The sequence below is a fragment of the Aquincola tertiaricarbonis genome (genome assembly GCF_023573145.1).
In the GTDB taxonomy this organism is placed as follows: Bacteria; Pseudomonadota; Gammaproteobacteria; order Burkholderiales; family Burkholderiaceae_C; genus Aquincola; species Aquincola tertiaricarbonis_B.
Genome location: NZ_CP097635.1, coordinates 1,001,817 through 1,018,755, shown reverse-complemented (window position 1 = coordinate 1,018,755; position 16,939 = coordinate 1,001,817). Strand labels below are relative to the sequence as shown.

The 16,939-nt window shown below is 62.6% G+C and carries 15 protein-coding genes and 4 pseudogenes; 14 read left to right on the top strand and 5 right to left on the bottom strand.

The genetic code is table 11. The features are described 5' to 3' along the window. Positions 1 to 36: 36 nt before the first annotated feature. Entirely contained in the window at positions 37 to 945 is a 909-nt protein-coding gene (locus MW290_RS04780; protein ID WP_250196127.1) for a sensor histidine kinase, read from the top strand. Between the two features lie 218 nt (positions 946 to 1,163). Here the strand turns inward: MW290_RS04780 and MW290_RS04775 are convergent, their stop codons facing one another. Both MW290_RS04775 and MW290_RS04770 read right to left on the bottom strand, forming a co-directional pair. Continuing rightward, positions 1,164 to 1,781 carry a PEP-CTERM sorting domain-containing protein gene (locus MW290_RS04775; RefSeq protein WP_250196126.1) on the bottom strand — a complete coding sequence of 206 codons (618 nt, stop codon included), beginning with the start codon at positions 1,779 to 1,781 and terminating at the stop codon, positions 1,164 to 1,166. Positions 1,782 to 2,200: 419 nt separating this feature from the next. Then, positions 2,201 to 3,646 carry a methyl-accepting chemotaxis protein gene (locus tag MW290_RS04770; RefSeq protein WP_250196125.1) on the bottom strand — a complete coding sequence of 482 codons (1,446 nt, stop codon included), beginning with the start codon at positions 3,644 to 3,646 and terminating at the stop codon, positions 2,201 to 2,203. A gap of 298 nt (positions 3,647 to 3,944) precedes the next feature. On the opposite strand from MW290_RS04770, the gene MW290_RS04765 reads away from it, so the two are divergent. The 6 genes and pseudogenes from MW290_RS04765 to MW290_RS33250 form a co-directional block, all read left to right on the top strand. After that, a complete protein-coding gene (locus tag MW290_RS04765; RefSeq protein ID WP_250196124.1) occupies positions 3,945 to 4,502 on the top strand; it encodes a GAF domain-containing protein in 558 nt (185 codons plus the stop codon). A 65-nt stretch (positions 4,503 to 4,567) separates the two neighbouring features. Then, a complete protein-coding gene (locus MW290_RS04760; protein ID WP_250196123.1) occupies positions 4,568 to 5,080 on the top strand; it encodes a hypothetical protein in 513 nt (170 codons plus the stop codon). Positions 5,081 to 5,645: 565 nt separating this feature from the next. After that, the gene (locus tag MW290_RS04755; protein WP_250196122.1) at positions 5,646 to 5,852 is read left to right on the top strand and encodes a hypothetical protein; all 207 of its coding nucleotides are present in this window, start codon (positions 5,646 to 5,648) and stop codon (positions 5,850 to 5,852) included. Between the two features lie 3 nt (positions 5,853 to 5,855). Further along, entirely contained in the window at positions 5,856 to 6,167 is a 312-nt protein-coding gene (locus MW290_RS04750; RefSeq protein WP_250196121.1) for a hypothetical protein, read from the top strand. Between the two features lie 112 nt (positions 6,168 to 6,279). Beyond that, entirely contained in the window at positions 6,280 to 6,642 is a 363-nt protein-coding gene (locus tag MW290_RS04745) for a hypothetical protein (RefSeq protein WP_250196120.1), read from the top strand. 54 nt (positions 6,643 to 6,696) lie between these two features. Further along, positions 6,697 to 6,855: pseudogene (locus tag MW290_RS33250) on the top strand (IS3 family transposase); the annotation flags it as partial. Positions 6,856 to 7,105: 250 nt separating this feature from the next. Here the strand turns inward: MW290_RS33250 and MW290_RS04740 are convergent. Continuing rightward, positions 7,106 to 7,402, bottom strand: a pseudogene (locus tag MW290_RS04740) (integrase core domain-containing protein); the annotation flags it as partial. A 43-nt stretch (positions 7,403 to 7,445) separates the two neighbouring features. Between MW290_RS04740 and MW290_RS04735 the strand changes: the two are divergent. Next, positions 7,446 to 8,852 (top strand): IS30 family transposase, encoded by a 1,407-nt coding sequence (locus MW290_RS04735; RefSeq protein WP_375142807.1) that lies wholly within the window; start codon positions 7,446 to 7,448, stop codon positions 8,850 to 8,852. Positions 8,853 to 8,859: 7 nt separating this feature from the next. Here the strand turns inward: MW290_RS04735 and MW290_RS04730 are convergent. After that, positions 8,860 to 9,761, bottom strand: a pseudogene (locus tag MW290_RS04730) (IS3 family transposase); the annotation flags it as partial. 65 nt (positions 9,762 to 9,826) lie between these two features. On the opposite strand from MW290_RS04730, the pseudogene MW290_RS04725 reads away from it, so the two are divergent. The 6 genes and pseudogenes from MW290_RS04725 to tnpC form a co-directional block, all read left to right on the top strand. After that, positions 9,827 to 10,806 (top strand): annotated as a pseudogene (locus tag MW290_RS04725) (IS3 family transposase); the annotation flags it as partial. 61 nt (positions 10,807 to 10,867) lie between these two features. Continuing rightward, complete coding sequence (locus tag MW290_RS04720) at positions 10,868 to 11,113, top strand: hypothetical protein (RefSeq protein WP_250196118.1); 246 nt, start codon at positions 10,868 to 10,870, stop codon at positions 11,111 to 11,113. A gap of 62 nt (positions 11,114 to 11,175) precedes the next feature. Then, on the top strand, positions 11,176 to 11,937 hold the full coding sequence (locus MW290_RS04715) for an SOS response-associated peptidase (RefSeq protein WP_250196117.1): 762 nt from the start codon (positions 11,176 to 11,178) through the stop codon (positions 11,935 to 11,937). A gap of 977 nt (positions 11,938 to 12,914) precedes the next feature. After that, on the top strand, positions 12,915 to 13,355 hold the full coding sequence (gene tnpA, locus MW290_RS04710) for an IS66-like element accessory protein TnpA (protein ID WP_250196116.1): 441 nt from the start codon (positions 12,915 to 12,917) through the stop codon (positions 13,353 to 13,355). 8 nt (positions 13,356 to 13,363) lie between these two features. Then, the gene (gene tnpB, locus MW290_RS04705) at positions 13,364 to 13,681 is read left to right on the top strand and encodes an IS66 family insertion sequence element accessory protein TnpB (protein ID WP_250195872.1); all 318 of its coding nucleotides are present in this window, start codon (positions 13,364 to 13,366) and stop codon (positions 13,679 to 13,681) included. An 87-nt stretch (positions 13,682 to 13,768) separates the two neighbouring features. Beyond that, positions 13,769 to 15,367 carry an IS66 family transposase gene (gene tnpC / locus MW290_RS04700; protein WP_250196115.1) on the top strand — a complete coding sequence of 533 codons (1,599 nt, stop codon included), beginning with the start codon at positions 13,769 to 13,771 and terminating at the stop codon, positions 15,365 to 15,367. A gap of 67 nt (positions 15,368 to 15,434) precedes the next feature. On the opposite strand, the gene MW290_RS04695 is transcribed toward tnpC, so the two are convergent. Continuing rightward, complete coding sequence (locus MW290_RS04695; RefSeq protein ID WP_250196114.1) at positions 15,435 to 16,457, bottom strand: YsnF/AvaK domain-containing protein; 1,023 nt, start codon at positions 16,455 to 16,457, stop codon at positions 15,435 to 15,437. Between the last annotated feature and the right edge of the window lie 482 nt (positions 16,458 to 16,939).

The window sequence follows — 16,939 nt, the reverse complement described above, 5'->3', positions numbered from 1 at the left end:
TCGGAAATCACCCGAAAGTCGTTTCAGGACAACGACTTGGGAGCTTTGCAGGGCCGACCATTTACCGGGCAGGCTGAGTGCGCCAGCCATGGCATTGACTGGCTGGAGCCGGTACATCCGGACGATCGCGCCAGGGTGATGGCGACGTGGGCGGAGGCGATCGAGCGAGGGGAGTTCCACGCCGAGTACCGCATCTACCACGCCGACGAGCACCGCTATCGGTGGTTCCAGACCCGAGCCACGGCTGCACGTGATGAGGCGGGTCACATCATCGAGTGGTTGGGCACATCGACCGACGTCGACGAGATTCGGGAGCTGCACGAAAGGCAGTCCATTCTTGCGCGGGAGTTGCAGCACCGTACTCGCAACCTGCTGGGTGTTGTGCGATCCATAGCAGATCGGACAGGTGAGTCCAGCCAAGATCTGAATGAATTTCGCGCGGGCTTCGATGACCGACTCGGCGCGCTCGCCCGTGTGCAAGGGCTGCTGTCCCGTCTGGGGGACACCGATCGGATCTCCTTCGACGAGCTGATCCAAACGGAGATCAAGGCGATGAACGGAGTCAGCGAGCGCGTCACGCTGGAGGGTCCCGCCGGCATTCGGCTGCGCTCGAGCACGGTGCAAACGTTGGCGATGGTGCTGCACGAGCTTGCCACCAACGCGGTGAAATACGGGGCCTTGGGTCAGCCGCAGGCCAAGCTGTCGATCCGCTGGTGGACCACGCCGCCGGACTTGCGAGGCCGTCCGTGGCTGCACATCGACTGGCGCGAGAGCGGTGTGCATATGCCGCATGCTGGCGTTGCCCAGCAAGGGACAGGCCAGGGGCGTCAGCTGATCGAGGAGGCGCTCCCATACCAGCTTGGCGGCAAAAGTCACTTCGAGCTTGGACGGGATGGGGTGCATTGCACGCTCTCCATCCCCGTATCGGCTACCAACATCGGGTAGGACGATGTTCGCGCTTGAGTCTCTTGAGCAGACAGGTAGTCACTGGACTGGCCTCTTCACGCTAAAGCAAGCGATCCCGTGCACCTCGCACAGCCTATGGGCCATGCGGTCGGCCAGGCCCGCGACCGGTCGTGGGGTCTTCGCTATCGCGCAAAGGTAACCACCGGTGCATACGCCTCTTGCGGGGATCGCCTCGTATGGGCCAATCAGGGTGCAATTTAGCGCCGGCGAGCTCGGCTCGCGCCGATGGCCAGGCACAGGACGCCAAGACTCATCATTGCGTAAGTCGATGGCTCCGGCACGGGAGAGACGCCATTGATGTAGTCGAATTTGGACTGGGAGGTGACCGTCAGCTTACCAAGCTCGGTTCCATCAAGAAGCGCTGCGCCGGCGATGCCCAGAAACTTGAAAGTGCTCGTTGCTTCGCAGTTGAACCCGCTGTCGAACGATAGCCCAGTGCAGGATGTGTTGAGGGTTGCCGAGATATTTGTGAGCTTCCCCAGCTCCGTGGACATGACCTTGTACCCAGTGTATTTGTAGTTGGGATCGAAGTACCCCGATTTGAAGCCGTAGCTCGTGTAAGCGCTTTCATAGAAATAATTTGAACCCAGGTATAAGTTCAAAGACGACTGGGCATTCGTATTTGCAAGTGACGTAGAAGAAATTCCCGAGATTTCGTAGTGAATGAAGATGAGAGCAGTTTGCCCCGCATAACCGGCTGCGGAGAAGGTGATCTGGTCTTGGAAGTTGGCCGAGCTTGAGGCATTCAGCCTGTCAAAGGGAATTGAAGTCGACGAGACTGCTGCACTGGCGGTCAGCAGGGCAGGGGTGGCCACGCGCGCTGAGGCAGATGCGTTCTGACCTCGAAAAGCGAACGATTTGCTAGCAGTCACACCTTGTGGCGTGATGGGCGCAGGGGGCGGTAGGTAAGGGTAGGGGTATGTGGAGCAAGAGTCGTAGTAACAGCCAGCTGTCTTGCTGTCAGTAATCTGCGCGCTCTGAAAACCCGCTGACGCAGTAGCTGTAATGGTGTTCGCTTGGGCACCTACAGCCGCGAGAAGTGTGATGATGAGAAGTGGCTTAAACAACTTAATCCCTACGGTTGATCGTATCGGGATGTTAAATTGCGGCACTGATTCATGCTTGAATGAATATTCACACCCCCTTGATCAGGGGGTGGGGCATCCAGTGCAATTCCATTCCCCCTGGCCCCTGACGCTGTTCACAAGCTGTGCGACGCCACGTATATGTTCGTCTACACTGTGAGCACAAATCGACCAACGACGGTATTAAGTAGCACGGTCTGGTGGCGCAAGCTGTCTGCAGCCGCCGCGCTTTGCTCCACCAGCGCAGCGTTTTGCTGAGTGACGGTGTCGAGCAGAGAGATGGCCGAGCCGATTTCACCGATGCCAAGCGTTTGCTCCCGCGCCGCCCCCGAAATTTCGGCAATCAGCTCGCTGACGCTGTGAGCTTGCTCGACGATCGCGCTCATGCCGACGCCCGCTTCAGCAACCAGCTGAGTGCCCGACGTTACGCGGTCCGTGGACTGCGTAATCAGTGACCGGATCTCCTTAGCGGCCTCGGCCGACCGCTTAGCCAGCACACGCACCTCGCCAGCCACGACTGCGAAGCCCCGACCTTGCTCGCCTGCGCGAGCGGCCTCTACGGCGGCGTTCAAAGCCAGGATGTTGGTCTGGAAGGCGATGCCGTCGATCGTACCGATGATGTCGCCGATCTGGCGCGACGAGTGAGCGATCTCGCCGATGGTGTCCACGACCTTTGAAACCGCGCCGCATCCAGCCCCGGCTGCGGCGGAGGCTTGGCGCGCATAGGAGTCTGCACGACTCGCTAAATCCGCCAAGTTGCGTACGGTACCGGTGATTTGCTCCATCGAAGAGGCCGTACGCTGGAGGTTGCTCGCCTGCTCTTCAGTGCGCTGGCTGAGGTCCTGATTGCCCGTGGAGATTTCTGTGGCGGCGGTCTCGATCGATGCTGCCGCCATGCTGACGTCGGTGACCGCTGCATGGATTTTGCCGATCGCCTCTTTGAGTGATTTGGCCACAGGGGATTTCACCGGCAGGTCGGCCAAGTCCAGGCAGACCACCGAACCGGAGGCGTCGATGCGTTGAATCAACGCCGACAGTTCGCAAGAGGCCACGGTCGCGCGTCGCAGCGCAGTTGCCAACACCAGCTCCACGGCCGTCTGTGCGATCACATAGATGGCATGCATGGAGGTCTTGAGGAAGTCGGGTTCCGGGGTGCAGTACACACCCCAGCCAAGCGCCTGAAGACGGTCAAACAGCACATGGTGGACAGCGAAAAAGCCCGCCGTCAGCAAGACAGATCGCCAGTCGCGATACACGAGCACCAAGCCCAAAAGCACAAAAACGCCGAAATGGAATTCAAGCGTGCCTCGGCCAAGCTGGATGTGCAGAGCCACCATGGCCGCGTTGGCGCTGACAAGAAGCAGCTGGGACATGAGTGAGCCGCGCGCGACGGCAAATGCAACGGCGCCGATGGCCAGCAGGACCAGCGCGAGCCCCATGCCTAACGCTGGGCTGCCGAACGAGGATGCGATCGCCATCGCGGCAAGTGCGGATGCACTGAGCGTTGCCAGCATCACTCCATCGGCAAAACGGGGGACGAGTTGGCGCTCGCTGTAGACGGGGGTGACAGGGGATTCTTGACGGGAGTTGGTCATGCGCTTCCAGGATGAACAAACGAGGCCATTGGGACTTCGGCGCAGGTCTGACAACCTTGAGCAGACTCGCGTTTGTGCGATCAGCATGAGGGAGATGTGCGAAGCTGTGGCTAAATCCACTGGCGAGCGGCGGTCCACGCTCAGATCTGACTAAAGACGTGAGTCCATCTGTCGATAAGGTAAAAAACGGTGGCACGTGTTCAGATGCAGAAGGTTTATCAGGCCGTCTTGGTTACCCACGCGGCTAGCGATCGCAGTTTGAGTCACTAAGGTCACCCTTTGCCTTGGATAAATATTCATGAAAATCTGGCCCATAACCACTCAGGACTCTAGTCAACGACTTGAATGGCTAGCGCGCCTTGAGATTCTTGACTCGTCGTGCAAGGCGCAGTTCGAAGAGGTGGTACTTACGGCTGCAGCCATCTGTCAAACGCCAATAGTCTTGGTGAGCCTGATCGATCGAAATCGGCAATGGTTCAAAGCGCAATTTGGGTTTGGTTCGCAGGAAACTGGACTCGATATGAGCATCTGCGCCAAAGCGATTGAACATGAGGGGGTGTTTGTGGTGACTAATGCCGAGGCGGATCCAAGGGTGAATTCAAATCCACTGGTCTATGGCCAGCCAAGCATTCAATTCTATGCAGGTGCGCCCCTGATAGTTGCAGACGGCACCGCGATTGGCATGGTATGCGTACTGGACACCAAGGTCCGCGAGGAGGGCGTCTCCCCCGTCCAAGACACCGCCCTGAAAGAACTTGCACGGCGGGTCATGTTCCTTTTGGAGCATCGGCCCCTACGCAGACCTGAACCCTGTCCGAAGTCAGCAGCTCAGCTGGCGGCGATGCTCTGTGGTTAATATCGATCAAGGATGTGGCGCCACGGACGACTTGGAAACTCAAAATAGGTGAGGGGAGAGGCAAGATGATTCGTAAGGCGGGAATCGTCGCCGGCGAATGGGCAGCTCTAGAAAGCGCCACTGCGAGTTTGCAGGATGAAGTGGAGCACATGGTCGATTCGCTGATTCGGCTAGCGCCGGTACCTGCGCTGCCAACCGCGGGTGCCGATGTGTTGCGTACGCGGCTACTGAGCGACCACCAGCGCCTGGCCTGTTATCTCACTTCCTTATTAGAAGATCTGGCCAAGCTTGCCGGTCTCGGCCTCGCTGGCGCCTCGCATTTGTTGGACCCTTGTGCTCAACTTTCGACGCCCGCAGTCCGCAGGCAACAGCGGCTGTGCGCAACACATGTGTTGGGGAGCTTGACGATGATCACCGACAGGGTGATGCAGGCTCGCGATCGCGTGAGCGAACGGATTACCCATTTGCAGTCAGTGGCTGACCCCGCCAGCTGCTCGAAAGATCCGGCCGATGAGCAGGCGTGGGAAAGTGCGCGGGCACAGGCGGCGCACCTGCTACAGGGGTTGCGGCTCGCATGAACGAGTGAAAAGGGCCGTCCAAGTAGGGCCGCCCGGTGTCCTGCACGTAGGTTGGCAGCCAGCACCGTGACATGGGGTGGGCAGCTTCTCGTACGTGCCGTTGATCCACGCGCCCAAGGCGCCCCGGATGGCACTCGCAGAGACTCGTGGAAGCGTCGATGCCGCTACTCCCAGACGGCACCATGATTGGGCATCCAAGCTGGTTTGGCCTGCGCCGGGGGCGCGCCGACCTGAACCCTTCGACGCAAACCACTGTACGACCGTTACGTTTGAGCTTCTCGTGTCGCAGCGTGGCGCATGCCAGAAGGGAAGGACGGGAGCGAGTGGCATGGCTGCGGCGGGACGCGACATGCGCTGACACTACTGTATACGTATACAGTATCATGACGATACCAACCACCCAATGGGGGCGTCATGCGACTGAAGGAGCACTGGATCTCAGCCCAGGCTGCGCACTTGCTGGCTACGACGCCGGGATTGTCCGAAGGGGACGCCGAGGCGTACGCAGCGGCGGCGTTGAGCGGAGACGGCGGCCGCAGGCACCCCTATGCGCAGGAGCTCCAGCATGTTGACCGATACCCCCCTCACCGACGCCGAATGGACTATCCGGTTCTCAGCGCGACTTCACGCCCGCTGGTCGACCATCAGCCGCGCGCAGCGGGATGAGGCCGCGGCCGAGGTTGCCGCCAAGCCGCACATGCGCTGCCTGGAGCCAGAGGAGGCTGTCACCCTCTGGCTGCAGCCGATCGAGCCGGCCGACGTGCCTTTCTGACCTGTGCTGGTCCATGTGGTGCGGCTGCGCGCGGAAGGCCTGAAGCGCAGCCGCGACGAAGTGCTCGCTGACGAGCCGGCGCGAGGCGTTCTGCTGCTCAACCGGCCCCCCTGCTCGACCAACTACCGGAACCGGCTCTATGCCGGTTTGCTGGGCCCGGATGGCCGGTGGCTGCTGCCGGTGCTGGAGCCCGCCACGGTGCACCGGATCAGCGCCCGTGGGATGCTGATTCGCGGTACGGAGCGCATCCAGCTGGAGCGGTCCAAGGAGGTGCTCTTCGCGCAGGCTTGGTGGTGCCGGCCGGTGAGCGAGTGACGAGGTTGGCGGCGGGCTATCGTCAGGCGGAATTGGGGCGCAGCGCCTGCGTTCTCGGTCGCCGGCGACTATTTACCGATCGCGACGTGGAGGAGTTCGGCTACAAGCTCGCATGACCCAGCGAAGCCTGCTTGACGAACTGAGGGAGGCGTTGCAAGGCGTCAAGAAACAGAAGATCTCGACTGTCGAGATCGCGCGCCTTGAACGCTTCCTTGATGCGTGGGAGGCGGCGGCGTTGGACGGGCCTGATCAGGCTGCCGTGGAGCATGAGCGGGCCGTTGCGTTGGAACAGATGAAGCTCCATTGGAGCTTTCGTGAGCAGTCTGAGGCTCAGATGTTCACATCGGTCATCGAGGCTGGGCAGAGTGCCTTGAAGGCCTCAACCATCATCAACGGCGGCGCTGCGGCCGCCATCCTTGCCTTCATTGGAGGTCTGCTGAAAGTGAACGAAACCGGGCCCGCCATGGCATCCTGAACCGCCCCGCGTTTGAACTGACCCCCAGAAGTTGGACACAGTTCAAGAGGTCCCATGGGGAAGTACGAAACAAGGCTCAAGCTCAAGGTCGTCGAGAGCTTTCTGGCTGGGGACGGCGGTGCGAAGCTGCTTGCCCGGCGATGGTCAGTGCCGGAGGAGAAGGTCCGTACGTGGGTCAGCCACTACCGGCTACACGGAGTGGCCGCCCTGCAGCCCAAGCGCGGCGCCTACACCACTGAATTCAAGCTCCAGGTGCTGAGGCATCAAGATCGTGAGCAGCTCTCAAGCCGGCAGGTCGCGGCGATCTACGATATTCGCAATCCAAACCAGGTTGTCGTCTGGCGACGAGCGCTTGATGGCGGTGGCGTCGGGGCACTTGAAGGCAAACGGCGAACGCCCCTTATGAAGCCCGGCAAGCCCAGCTCAGTGACCTTGCCCCTGGATTCCGTATCCCATAGCTGGACTACGCGCTGGCTTGCCGGGGTTGGCCGGCGAGCCAGTTTTCTTCGAACTGCATCGGGCTGGTGTAGGCCAGCGTCGAGTGCAGTCGGGTTCGGTTGTACCAGAGCATCCAGGTCACCACTTCGTCCTTGGCTTGGCGCCTGGTCGTCAAGCGCTGGCCGTGCAGCCGCTCGACCTTCAGCGAGCCGAACAAGCTCTCGCTGCAGGCGTTGTCCCAGCAGTTGCCGCGCCGGCTCATGGAGGCGGTGATGCCGTATTCGGTGAGCACGTCGCGCAAGTCCTTGCTGGCGTATTGGGTGAGTTCAACCCATCGTCGCAACACGTCCGTGATGGAGGTGTTGATGGACGTGAAGAAGAGGAAAGCGAGGCAGTCGGTGCGCGCCAAGTTGCGCTCACCGGGTCGGCCACCGGTTTTGCATCGCGCCGCGCGATGGCCGTTCTGGCAGGCGATTGCAAGGGGGCTCAGTAGCGAGGACGCTGCCGCCCTTGCTGGAGTGTCGCCGGCCGTGGGCAATCGATGGTTCCGACAATGCGGTGGTATGCCACCATCGCATCTTGTGCCGTCCGCGCCGCAGCTTACTGGGCGCTACCTGTCCTTCTCCGAGCGTGAGCAGATTGCGCTGGCGCGAGCCCGTGGCGAAGGTGTCCGGGAGATTGCCAGGCAACTCGGGCGCGCCGCCTCGACGATCTCGCGCGAGCTGCGACGAAATGCAGCCACTCGTGGCGGCGGATTGGAGTACCGTGCTCACACGGCGCAATGGCATGCCGACCGCGCCGCAAGGAGACCCAAGGCTGCCAAACTGCTGACAAACCCGACTTTGCGGAAGTACGTTCAGGACCGCCTTGCCGGGAACATCGCAACGCCAGGCGGTCGAACGATTGCGGGGCCACAGGTGCAGTGGAACGGGCGACGACATGGGCGTCGACAAGCCCGCCGGTGGTCACGAGCATGGAGCCCGCAACAGATCGCCAATCGGCTTCAGATCGACTTCCCCGAAGATACCTCGATGCGTATCAGTCATGAGGCGATCTACCAAGCGCTGTACGTTCAGGGCCGCGGTGCGTTGCAACGCGAACTGACGGCATGCCTGCGCACGGGCAGAGCTTTGCGTATGCCCAGAGAGCGTGTGCGAGGCCGGGGGAAGTCGTTCGTGACGCCGGAGATCATGATCAGTGAGCGGCCGGCCAGCGTCGAGGATCGGGCGGTGCCTGGCCACTGGGAAGGCGATCTCATCCTCGGACTCGACAGTTCTGCGATCGGAACGTTGGTCGAGCGGACTACGCGCTTCACGATGCTGCTGCACCTGCCGCCGCTACCGGGTCATCGGCAGCAGCAGCGCGACAAGCACGGACCTGCGCTGGCTGGACACGGGGCCGAGGCGGTGCGTCAGGCCATTGCACGGGCCATGGCCTCGATGCCAAAGCAATTGAAGAAGACGCTGACTTGGGATCAGGGCGCGGAGTTGGCCCAGCACGCCCAGCTGTCGATCGACACGGGGCTGCAGGTCTACTTCTGCGATCCCCAGAGTCCTTGGCAGCGAGGCACCAACGAGAACACCAACGGGCTGCTGCGGCAGTACTTCCCGAAGGGTACAGACCTCAGCGCACATCGAGCGAGTGATCTACAGGCTGTGGCGCTTGCCTTGAACACAAGGCCACGCAAGACCCTTGGATGGCGAATACCTGCCGAGGCGCTCAATGAACTGCTACGCTCAAAGGGCAAATGCAGTGTTGCGACGACTCGTTGAATGCGGGTTGACTGCCCCGGTCGCTGTGGAAGATCAGGCCCGCGTCCTTGGCCGGATGGCGTTTGAACCAGGCCATGCGCAGTGCATCGATGACCAACTCGCGCGTCATGTCCTGGCGCATCGCCCAGCCCACCACCTGACGGCTGAACAGGTCGATCACAACAGCCAGGAACAGCCAGCCCTCGTCTGTGGCGATGTAGGTGATGTCGCCCACCCAGACCCTGTCTGGCTGGCTCACCGTGAACTCGCGATTGAGCAAGTTCGGTGCAATGGGCAGGTCATGCTTGCTGTCCGTGGTGACCTTGAAGCGCCGCTTGCCCTTGGCTCGGATGCCATGCTGCTGCATGAGCTTTTGAACCCGACCCTTGCCCACCCGGATGCCTCTGGCGAGCAACTCCTTCCAGGTGCGCGGCCAGCCGTAGCCACCACGCGTCTGGGCGTGGATGGCCTTGATGTGCACCAGCAGCGCGTCGTCGCTGAGGTGGCGCCGCTGCACGTCACTGGCGCGGCGCACGAAGTGCTCGTGGTACCCGGCCACGCTGACCTGCAGCACCCGGCACTGCACCGAGATCGGCCACACATGCCGGTGACGCTGGATGAAGGCGTACTTCACTTCGCTGCCTTGGCGAAGTACGCCGTCGCTTTTCCCAGGATGTCGCGCTCCATCGTCACCCGCGCGAGCTCGGCACGCAGACGGGCAATCTCCATCTGTTCGGCGCTCACGGGCTTGCTGTCGGCGCCGATGAGCTTGCCTTCGCGCTTGGCCTTGACCCAGTTGAACAAGGTCTGATCGACTACGCCCAGCGTTCGGGCCACTGCCGCGATGCTCTGGCCGCCCTCGACCAGGCGCACTGCCTCTTGCTTGAACTCCAACGTGTAGCGCGCCCTCGACGCCTTCGGCTTCGTCATTTCCGTTCCCCTTGCTGACATTGAATCACTCAGCATGGGAGACGGTTTCTGGGGGCAAGGTCACAGAGCCACCCGACCCCGATAGTGCCAGCTCAAACCGCGCGCTTCTTGAGGAGGTTGAACGGCTGCGTGCGGAGGTCGCCTACCTAAAAAAATTGGAGGCCTTGGTTCGGGGCAATCGGCAACCCGCTCACAAAGAGCGCAAGCCGTCCTCGAGCTGAGGCCAGACTACCCGTTGCAGGTGCTGCTGGCGGCATCAGGCCTGTCGCGGAGCACGTTCTACTACCAGGCCAAGGTCTTGGAGGCCGGCGACAAGCACGCAAGCTTGAAGTCGCGGATCAAGGCCGCCTATGAGCGCCACAAGGGCCGCTACGGCTATCGGCGCATCACATGCGAACTGCGTCAGGGAGGCCAGACGGTGAATCACAAGACTGTGCAGCGACTGATGAACAGCCTCGGCCTGAAGTCGCTGGTCCGGCCGAAGCGATATCGCTCCTACCAGGGAGAGTTGGCCCCATCGCCGAACTTGCTTGCTCGGCAGTTCAGCGCAGCACGGCCGAATGAGAGGTGGGTGACGGACGTGACCGAATTCAACGTCCGCGGCGCCAAGCTCTATCTGTCACCGGTGATGGACCTCTACAACGGCGAAATCGTGACCTTCGAGATGCAGGAGCGGCCTCTGTACTCTCTTGTCGGGAACATGCTCAAGAAGGCACTGGCGAAGCTGCACGGCCGCGGAGCAGCCCCGCTTCTGCACTCCGATCAGGGCTGGCACTATCAGATGCCCGCGTACCGCAAACAACTCAGCGAACACGGGCTGACGCAAAGCATGTCTCGCAAGGGCAATTGCCTGGACAACGCGGCCATGGAGAGCTTCTTCGGCACCCTCAAGTCGGAGTTCTTCTACCTCAACAAATTCGTTGACATCGCAGCGTTGAAGTCCGGGCTGCGCCGCTACATTCGCTACTACAACCATCAGCGCATCAGGCTCAAGCTCAACGGGTTGAGCCCGGTGCAGTACCGGCTGCGGGCCGTGAACGCCTAGCGTCCAACCGTCCAACTTCTGGGGGTCAGTTCATAGCCGGGGCGGTTCATCCGTTGCTCCCATGGGCGTCGCGTGGTTCATGTTCATGATCGGCCTGGGGTGCGCCGGAGTGGCGACTGGGCTTCGCTACCTATCGCAGTTTGCCTACGCTGGCGGTTTGCGGGAGCATCTCCGCACGCACAAGCCATCGAGGCTCAACACTGTCGGGACCTTCTTCAACTGGGCTTCGATCGTCGTCGCCACCGGCTCGTTCACCCTGTTCTTCGTGGGGTCCTATTTGCTCGCCAAGCTGTTCCTCTCGGTTTGAGCATCCCCATTGCTGTCGCCGGACAGGGGGTCAGTTGTCCACCGCCACTAGTAGGATGGGCTATGTGCAACCGCTATCACCCGGCCCGTGCCGTGGAGCTGGCCTTCTACCGCGACGCGTTCGGCCTCGATGAGCCACCGCGCGGCCATGTCGGCAACCCCCTGTTTCCGCGCGACATCGGCCCTTTCGGCCGAGGCGCGTTTATCAGGCTGGCACGAGAGAGTGGCCAGCTGGAAGAGGTGCTGGGACAGTGGGGCCTTATCGGGTGGTTCGCAAAGTCTCCCGTGCCGCCGCGCAAGCCAGGCCGCGCTGGGCCCATCCTGACGAACAACGCGCGCATGGAGACCATCGCCGAGAAGCCGACCTTCCGCGACCCGTGGAAGCGGGGCCAGCGCTGCATCATCCCCGCGTGGTCATACGTCGAGCCCAACTGGGAGACCGGCAAGAATCAGTGGTGGCGCTTTCGGCGTGCTGATGGCCAACCCTGGGGAATGGCGGGCCTGTGGAACACCTGGACCGACAAGGAAACAGGCGAGGTGGTCGAGAGCTTCACGATGATCACGCTCAACGCCGATCATCACCCGCTGCTGAGCAGAATGCATCGGCCAGACCTCACCAGGGAGGCGACACTGCAGGACAAGCGAGCGGTGGTGCCGTTGGCGCCATCCGCCTTCGAAGTGTGGTTGCAGGGCACGACCGAGGAGGCCACGGCCGCGCTGCAGTTGCCCCGTGCGGACGTCTACAACGCGGGCCCCGATCAGCCGTCACTCCTTCCCGGCGATGCTGGGACGAAGAATGCTCCCAACCAGCCGGCGCTGCTGTAGCTGCCTGCCGTTGTGCTGCTTGACAGGCAGCAGTGGGGACTTGGGTGCTGCAAAACTCTGGCGGCATAAAGTACGACCAGGTGCCGCGGTGGGAGTGGGGTGCAGGCCTATTTGTGATCATCGTCCTGGCGTTGGCGGGGGCGTTCTTGCTGGCATCGTTCGTCGCGGGTCCCATGCGCTGAGATGGAGGTGGCGGGCGAGGGCTTAGAGAGACGCATGGCCAGCAGGTCCCGCCCGAGCGGCTGGGCTGTGACAGCTTGCAGGCCTGCTCGATCGCCCGACAGATGCCGGCTGAAGAAGTGTCGGCTTGGATGCACCACAGAACGTTTTTAGCGCATCCGGTCGCCGTTACAAGTGAGCCTTGTCTGCGCTTTCAAGCCGGCATGCCGGACTGCTTGTCCAGATGCCAAAAGCGTAAGCTCCTTCAAGCCGAGTTGACATCGGCGGAGCGAGACAAGCATGACTCCTAATGAACTGCGAAACCACCCGGCCCAACGAGATCTTCGCTACTGCCGGACCTGGTGGGCGCTCTTTCTGCTGGGTTGCCTTGGTGTTTTCGTCAGCACGACACAGTGGTTGGTTTCTCCATAACGCCTTGGGTGATCCTGAGTGGCCTGGTTGGCATGATCGTCGGGCGCCGGCATCACGCGACGCGTATCGCGGATGCTGACGCCTTGCAGGACCTGCAAGCAGCCAAAGCGAAGGTAGCGGACGCATCGCTGGATCGGGGGGAGCAGCGCGCCACCGCACAGCTCGCCCAGTCCGGCAGGGACAGAGCGGCTGGTGATGACTCTCCTAAGGGGTGAGGACACTAAACCTAGTCAGCGAAAGACTCGCGGTGATCAAGCAAGGGTAGCCTTGGCAGCGATGGAGCTGCCGAGGCAGCTTCTGAGTAAGCGGTCAATTACCCGCGTCCTTGAGGCGGCACCGCCGAGCTGACAGTCTTCGTCCCCACTTAGCAAGTGAAGTGGGGACGTATGTCGGTAGATCTGGAAGCTCTGAAGCAGCGCCTGGTGTTGCGTCACAAGCCCGGTGGGCGCTGCGTGTACGACAAGGCGGCGAAGGCCGAGTTCGTTCAGGTGTGCTTGCAGCCGGGCGTCTCGGTGGCCCGCCTGGCGCGCGAGTTCGGCATCAATGCCAACCAGGTCGCGCGGTGGATTCGTGATCACGGTCAGCTGCGCAAGCGTGCACCTGTCGAACCTTCAGCGGCGGCGCACTCGCCCTTCGTCGCGGTGCCGGTGGTCAGAGTCGCTGCCGAGCGCGTCGTGCATGACTTTGATGAACGTCGAGATGTGAGTTTGCAGGCGACGCTGCCCAACGGCGTGGCGGTCGAGCTTCGGGGCGTCGGGCAGCGCCAGCTCGCCGATGTGCTGCAGATGCTGGGCAGGCTGACGTGTTCCGTCTCGACGAACATCTGAAGGTCTACTTGCATCGTGCCCCGGTGGACTTCCGGCTCAACATCAACGGCCTGGCCACCCTCGTGCAGCAGGCCCTCGGCCTGGATCCATTCGCCGCCTGTGTGTACGTGTTCAGCAACCGCCGCCGCAACCGCGTGAAAATCCTCGGCTGGGACCGCAACGGCTTCTGGCTGCTGCTCAAGCGGCTGGAGGAAGACCGCTTCATCTGGCCCGCCGAGATGGCGGCGCCGACGCTGACGGTGGAGCAGCTGCACTGGCTGCTGGAGGGCATCGACATCGGCGTCGTGCAGCGCCATCCCCAGCGCATGTACCAGCACGTCGGCTGAGAACGGCAGCGCCGGCGTGCGCCATTGCGGCAGATCCGCATGGTGTCCCCGGGGCTGTGGCGCGGACCCTGGCCGCAGATGGTCCACATGCCCACGCCCGACGAAGTCATCGCATTGCAGCAGGCGCTGGCCGAAGCGCTCAAGCGCAACGAGTCGCTGGCCGGCGAACTCCGCGTGACACGCGCCGAGCGCGACATCCTCAAGGAAAAGCTCAGCAAGTTCACGCGGCAGTTCTTCGCCGCCAGCAGCGAGGCCGCGGTCCTGCAGAAGGACATGTTCTTCAACGAGGCTGAAGACCTCGGCGCGCAAGCCGAGCCGGCGATTGAAGAGGGCTGCGACAGCGACGACAGCGACAAGGTCGACGTGCCCGGCCACAAGCGGACCAAGCGCGGCCGCAAGCCGCTGGACCCCGCGCTGCCGCGCGAGGTGATCCGCCACGAGCTGCCCGAAGGCGAGCGCGTGTGCCCGCACGACGGTGCCGCGCTGCGCGAGATCGGCGTGGAAGCCAGCGAGCAGCTGGACATCATCCCGCAGCAGGTACGCGTCATCCGGCACGAGCGCGTCAAGTACGCCTGTCCGTGCTGTGACGGCGGCATGCGGCTGGCGCCGCGTCCCGCGCAGATCATCCCGCGGGGCCTCTTCACCGAGAGTGCCCTGGCCTGGATTGCCGTGTCCAAGTACCTGGACGGCCTGCCGCTGTACCGCCAGGCCGTGCTGCTGGGTCGCTTCGGCGGCACCGACATCGCGCGCAACACCGTGGCCGGCAGCATGGTGCGTGCAGGACTGTCCGTACAGCCGGTGATCAACCTGCTGCGTGACCTGCTGTTGGACGCCCCGCTTGTGTTCGGCGACGAGACGCAGCTGCAGGTGCTCAAGGAGCCCGGGCGCAGCGCGCAGGCCAAGAGCTTCATCTGGGCACAGATGACAGATGGCAGCGGCCGAGACGGCAGCGGCCCACCGATACGGCTGTTCGCCTACTCGTCCAGTCGCTCGACGAAGACAGCGATGGAGCTGTATGCCGGCATCCGCCCCGGCACCGTGCTGATGACCGACGGCTACGAGGTCTACGACACCCTGGCCGGGACGCACCAGCTCGTGCACCTGGCGTGCTGGACGCATTGCAGGAGGTACTTCATCGAAGCACTGCAGGCACTGCCCAAGGACCAACGCGGGCCCAACCAGCTCGCGGCGCGCTTCATCGCGCTGATCGGTCAGCTGTACCACGTCGAGGCCGAGGCCAGACGGGACGGTGTCGACACGGATGAACTCAAGCGCCGGCGCCAGCAAGACAGCGTCCTCGTGTTGGCCGACATCGAGGCCCTGCTGCTGGCCAACCTGCACGGCGTGCTGCCCAAGAGCCTGCTTGGGCAGGCGCTGCACTACCTCTCGTCGCAGTGGAGCAAGCTCAAGCGCTACGTCGAGGACGGCCGCTACAGCATCGACAACAACGTCCAGGAAAACGCCATCAGGCCGTTCTGCGTGGGGCGCCGCAACTGGCTCTTCGCCGACACGGTGCATGGCGCCAACGCCAGCGCCAACCTGTACTCGCTGCTGCAGACCTGCCGCGTCAACAACATCGACGGCTACCGCTACCTGCGCTCACTGTTCGCTGCGCTGCCCAGCGCGCAGACCGCCGACGACTACGCCGCGCTGCTGCCATGGAACATCGACCTCAGCAGCGTCTGAGGCTCGCTGACAAACTAACCCGATAGAGGCAAGGACGCTGTTGATTGACCGCTTACGCTTCTGACGCTCAATGCGTCGCCTTATGCCAGGCGTGCTGCACTGCGTCCTTGAAGCGTTCCCAAGCGCTGCCGGGGTGCCTTTGTTCCCAGTCGCTCCGTACCTCCGGCTCGATGGTTGACCAGTCGCGCCCTGCAAACCGGGTGTCGCCGCGCAGGCCCGCGCCGTAGGCATAGGCCGGTGCGTACTCCTCGTAGGTGCCGCCCGTGGCGGCAAACGTCGTCTTGAAGTGGTCGTGGTACAACGAGTCGGCTGTGGCCGTGGGCGCGGTGGCCGGCAAGCGCTCCACCTCAACCTCGGTGCTCCGCAGCGTCTCGTTGATCTGCTGGGTGTGGTGTTCGACGGTCTTGCCCACAGAGACTTCTTCGACCACCCGCGCTGTCTTGGACACCACGGCCTTCTCGGCTGTTTCGCGGACCACAATGGTGCGGTCGCCCAGCGAATCTAAGTCTTCAGCGGTCACGGGGCGATCGACGGGGCGGCGATGCACCTCGGCATGTTCGCTTCGCAGCTCGACGCTCTCCGACACCGGCGTTTCAACGAGCCGCGAATACACCCGCACCCCGCCAGTTGCAACTTCCCGCTTACCCACCTCCAGCGTCTCTTGGACCACCGGGAGTACGGCGTCGGCGTCTTGGTCGATGCTCTGCCCCTGTGCAGCTGGGTCGGACCACCCGGTGGCACGCCACTCCGACGCTTTTTCTTCCAGATCGACGGCGCCGGATCGCTCCAGCGCCTGCACAGCAGCCTCGGCTTGTGCATCGTCAGCCTCCACCTTCACGACGGTCCATCCCAGCCGCATGGCTTGGCTGTAGTGGGCGGCATCGCGGTCGTCGTCGCCAAACAGGTTGCCGAAGAAGCTGCGCACGCCTGCCAGCATTCCATCGTCTTGGTCCTGCGCTGCAGAGTCCCCCGTCCGCGCGGCGTCGGACAAGGTGATTTGCTCGCGACGGATGCCGGCTGTGGTGAGGTCATTGAGCGCGGCATTGGCTTTTTCAGCGTGGTCAAACACGCCTACAATCGTACGGGTCATGGTCAGCTCCTCAGCAATAGTGGGTGACCCTGTAGGGAGCAAGCACAGTTCCCATGGTGGTAAGCGCGTGTAAACCGTGTATCGCCGCGCGACGAGCACTGCAGGCGCGCAAACTGCTTGAGCCCGTCGGAGGTTTTCCATGGAGCGTCGATGTTCTTGCCGTGCACCAGGTCAAGGGCCGCTGGCACCTGGAGAGTCGGACGGACTGCGACTGTCCGGGTGGACCCTGGTGTGCGGGGTGTTGGCAGCTTTGGTCTTAGTCTCCGCTGGCGACGACGGCGTGGCGTCCCTCTCGCAGGCTGCACAAGATACTCTCGAACAGTTGAAAGCCACCGAACTTGACCTGGTCCGTCCTCCAGTTGGGAAGTGAAGGCGCTGTCAACACCCGTGCGCCACGGCTGGGCGTTGTAGGGGTGCTGTCCATCGATTACCTGATGGATGGGCGCACGGGCTACCCTCGCAAGACGGCCCGAGTGGTTGCC

Coding starts and splice junctions, on each gene's coding strand:
- MW290_RS04770 (WP_250196125.1), bottom strand. CDS start 3,646: ATGACCAACTCCCGTCAAGAATCCCCTGTCACCCCCGTCTACAGCGAG.
- MW290_RS04765 (WP_250196124.1), top strand. CDS start 3,945: ATGAAAATCTGGCCCATAACCACTCAGGACTCTAGTCAACGACTTGAA.
- MW290_RS04760 (WP_250196123.1), top strand. CDS start 4,568: ATGATTCGTAAGGCGGGAATCGTCGCCGGCGAATGGGCAGCTCTAGAA.
- MW290_RS04755 (WP_250196122.1), top strand. CDS start 5,646: ATGTTGACCGATACCCCCCTCACCGACGCCGAATGGACTATCCGGTTC.
- MW290_RS04745 (WP_250196120.1), top strand. CDS start 6,280: ATGACCCAGCGAAGCCTGCTTGACGAACTGAGGGAGGCGTTGCAAGGC.
- MW290_RS04735 (WP_375142807.1), top strand. CDS start 7,446: ATGGACGTGAAGAAGAGGAAAGCGAGGCAGTCGGTGCGCGCCAAGTTG.
- MW290_RS04720 (WP_250196118.1), top strand. CDS start 10,868: ATGGGCGTCGCGTGGTTCATGTTCATGATCGGCCTGGGGTGCGCCGGA.
- MW290_RS04715 (WP_250196117.1), top strand. CDS start 11,176: ATGTGCAACCGCTATCACCCGGCCCGTGCCGTGGAGCTGGCCTTCTAC.
- tnpA (WP_250196116.1), top strand. CDS start 12,915: ATGTCGGTAGATCTGGAAGCTCTGAAGCAGCGCCTGGTGTTGCGTCAC.
- tnpC (WP_250196115.1), top strand. CDS start 13,769: ATGCCCACGCCCGACGAAGTCATCGCATTGCAGCAGGCGCTGGCCGAA.
- MW290_RS04695 (WP_250196114.1), bottom strand. CDS start 16,457: ATGACCCGTACGATTGTAGGCGTGTTTGACCACGCTGAAAAAGCCAAT.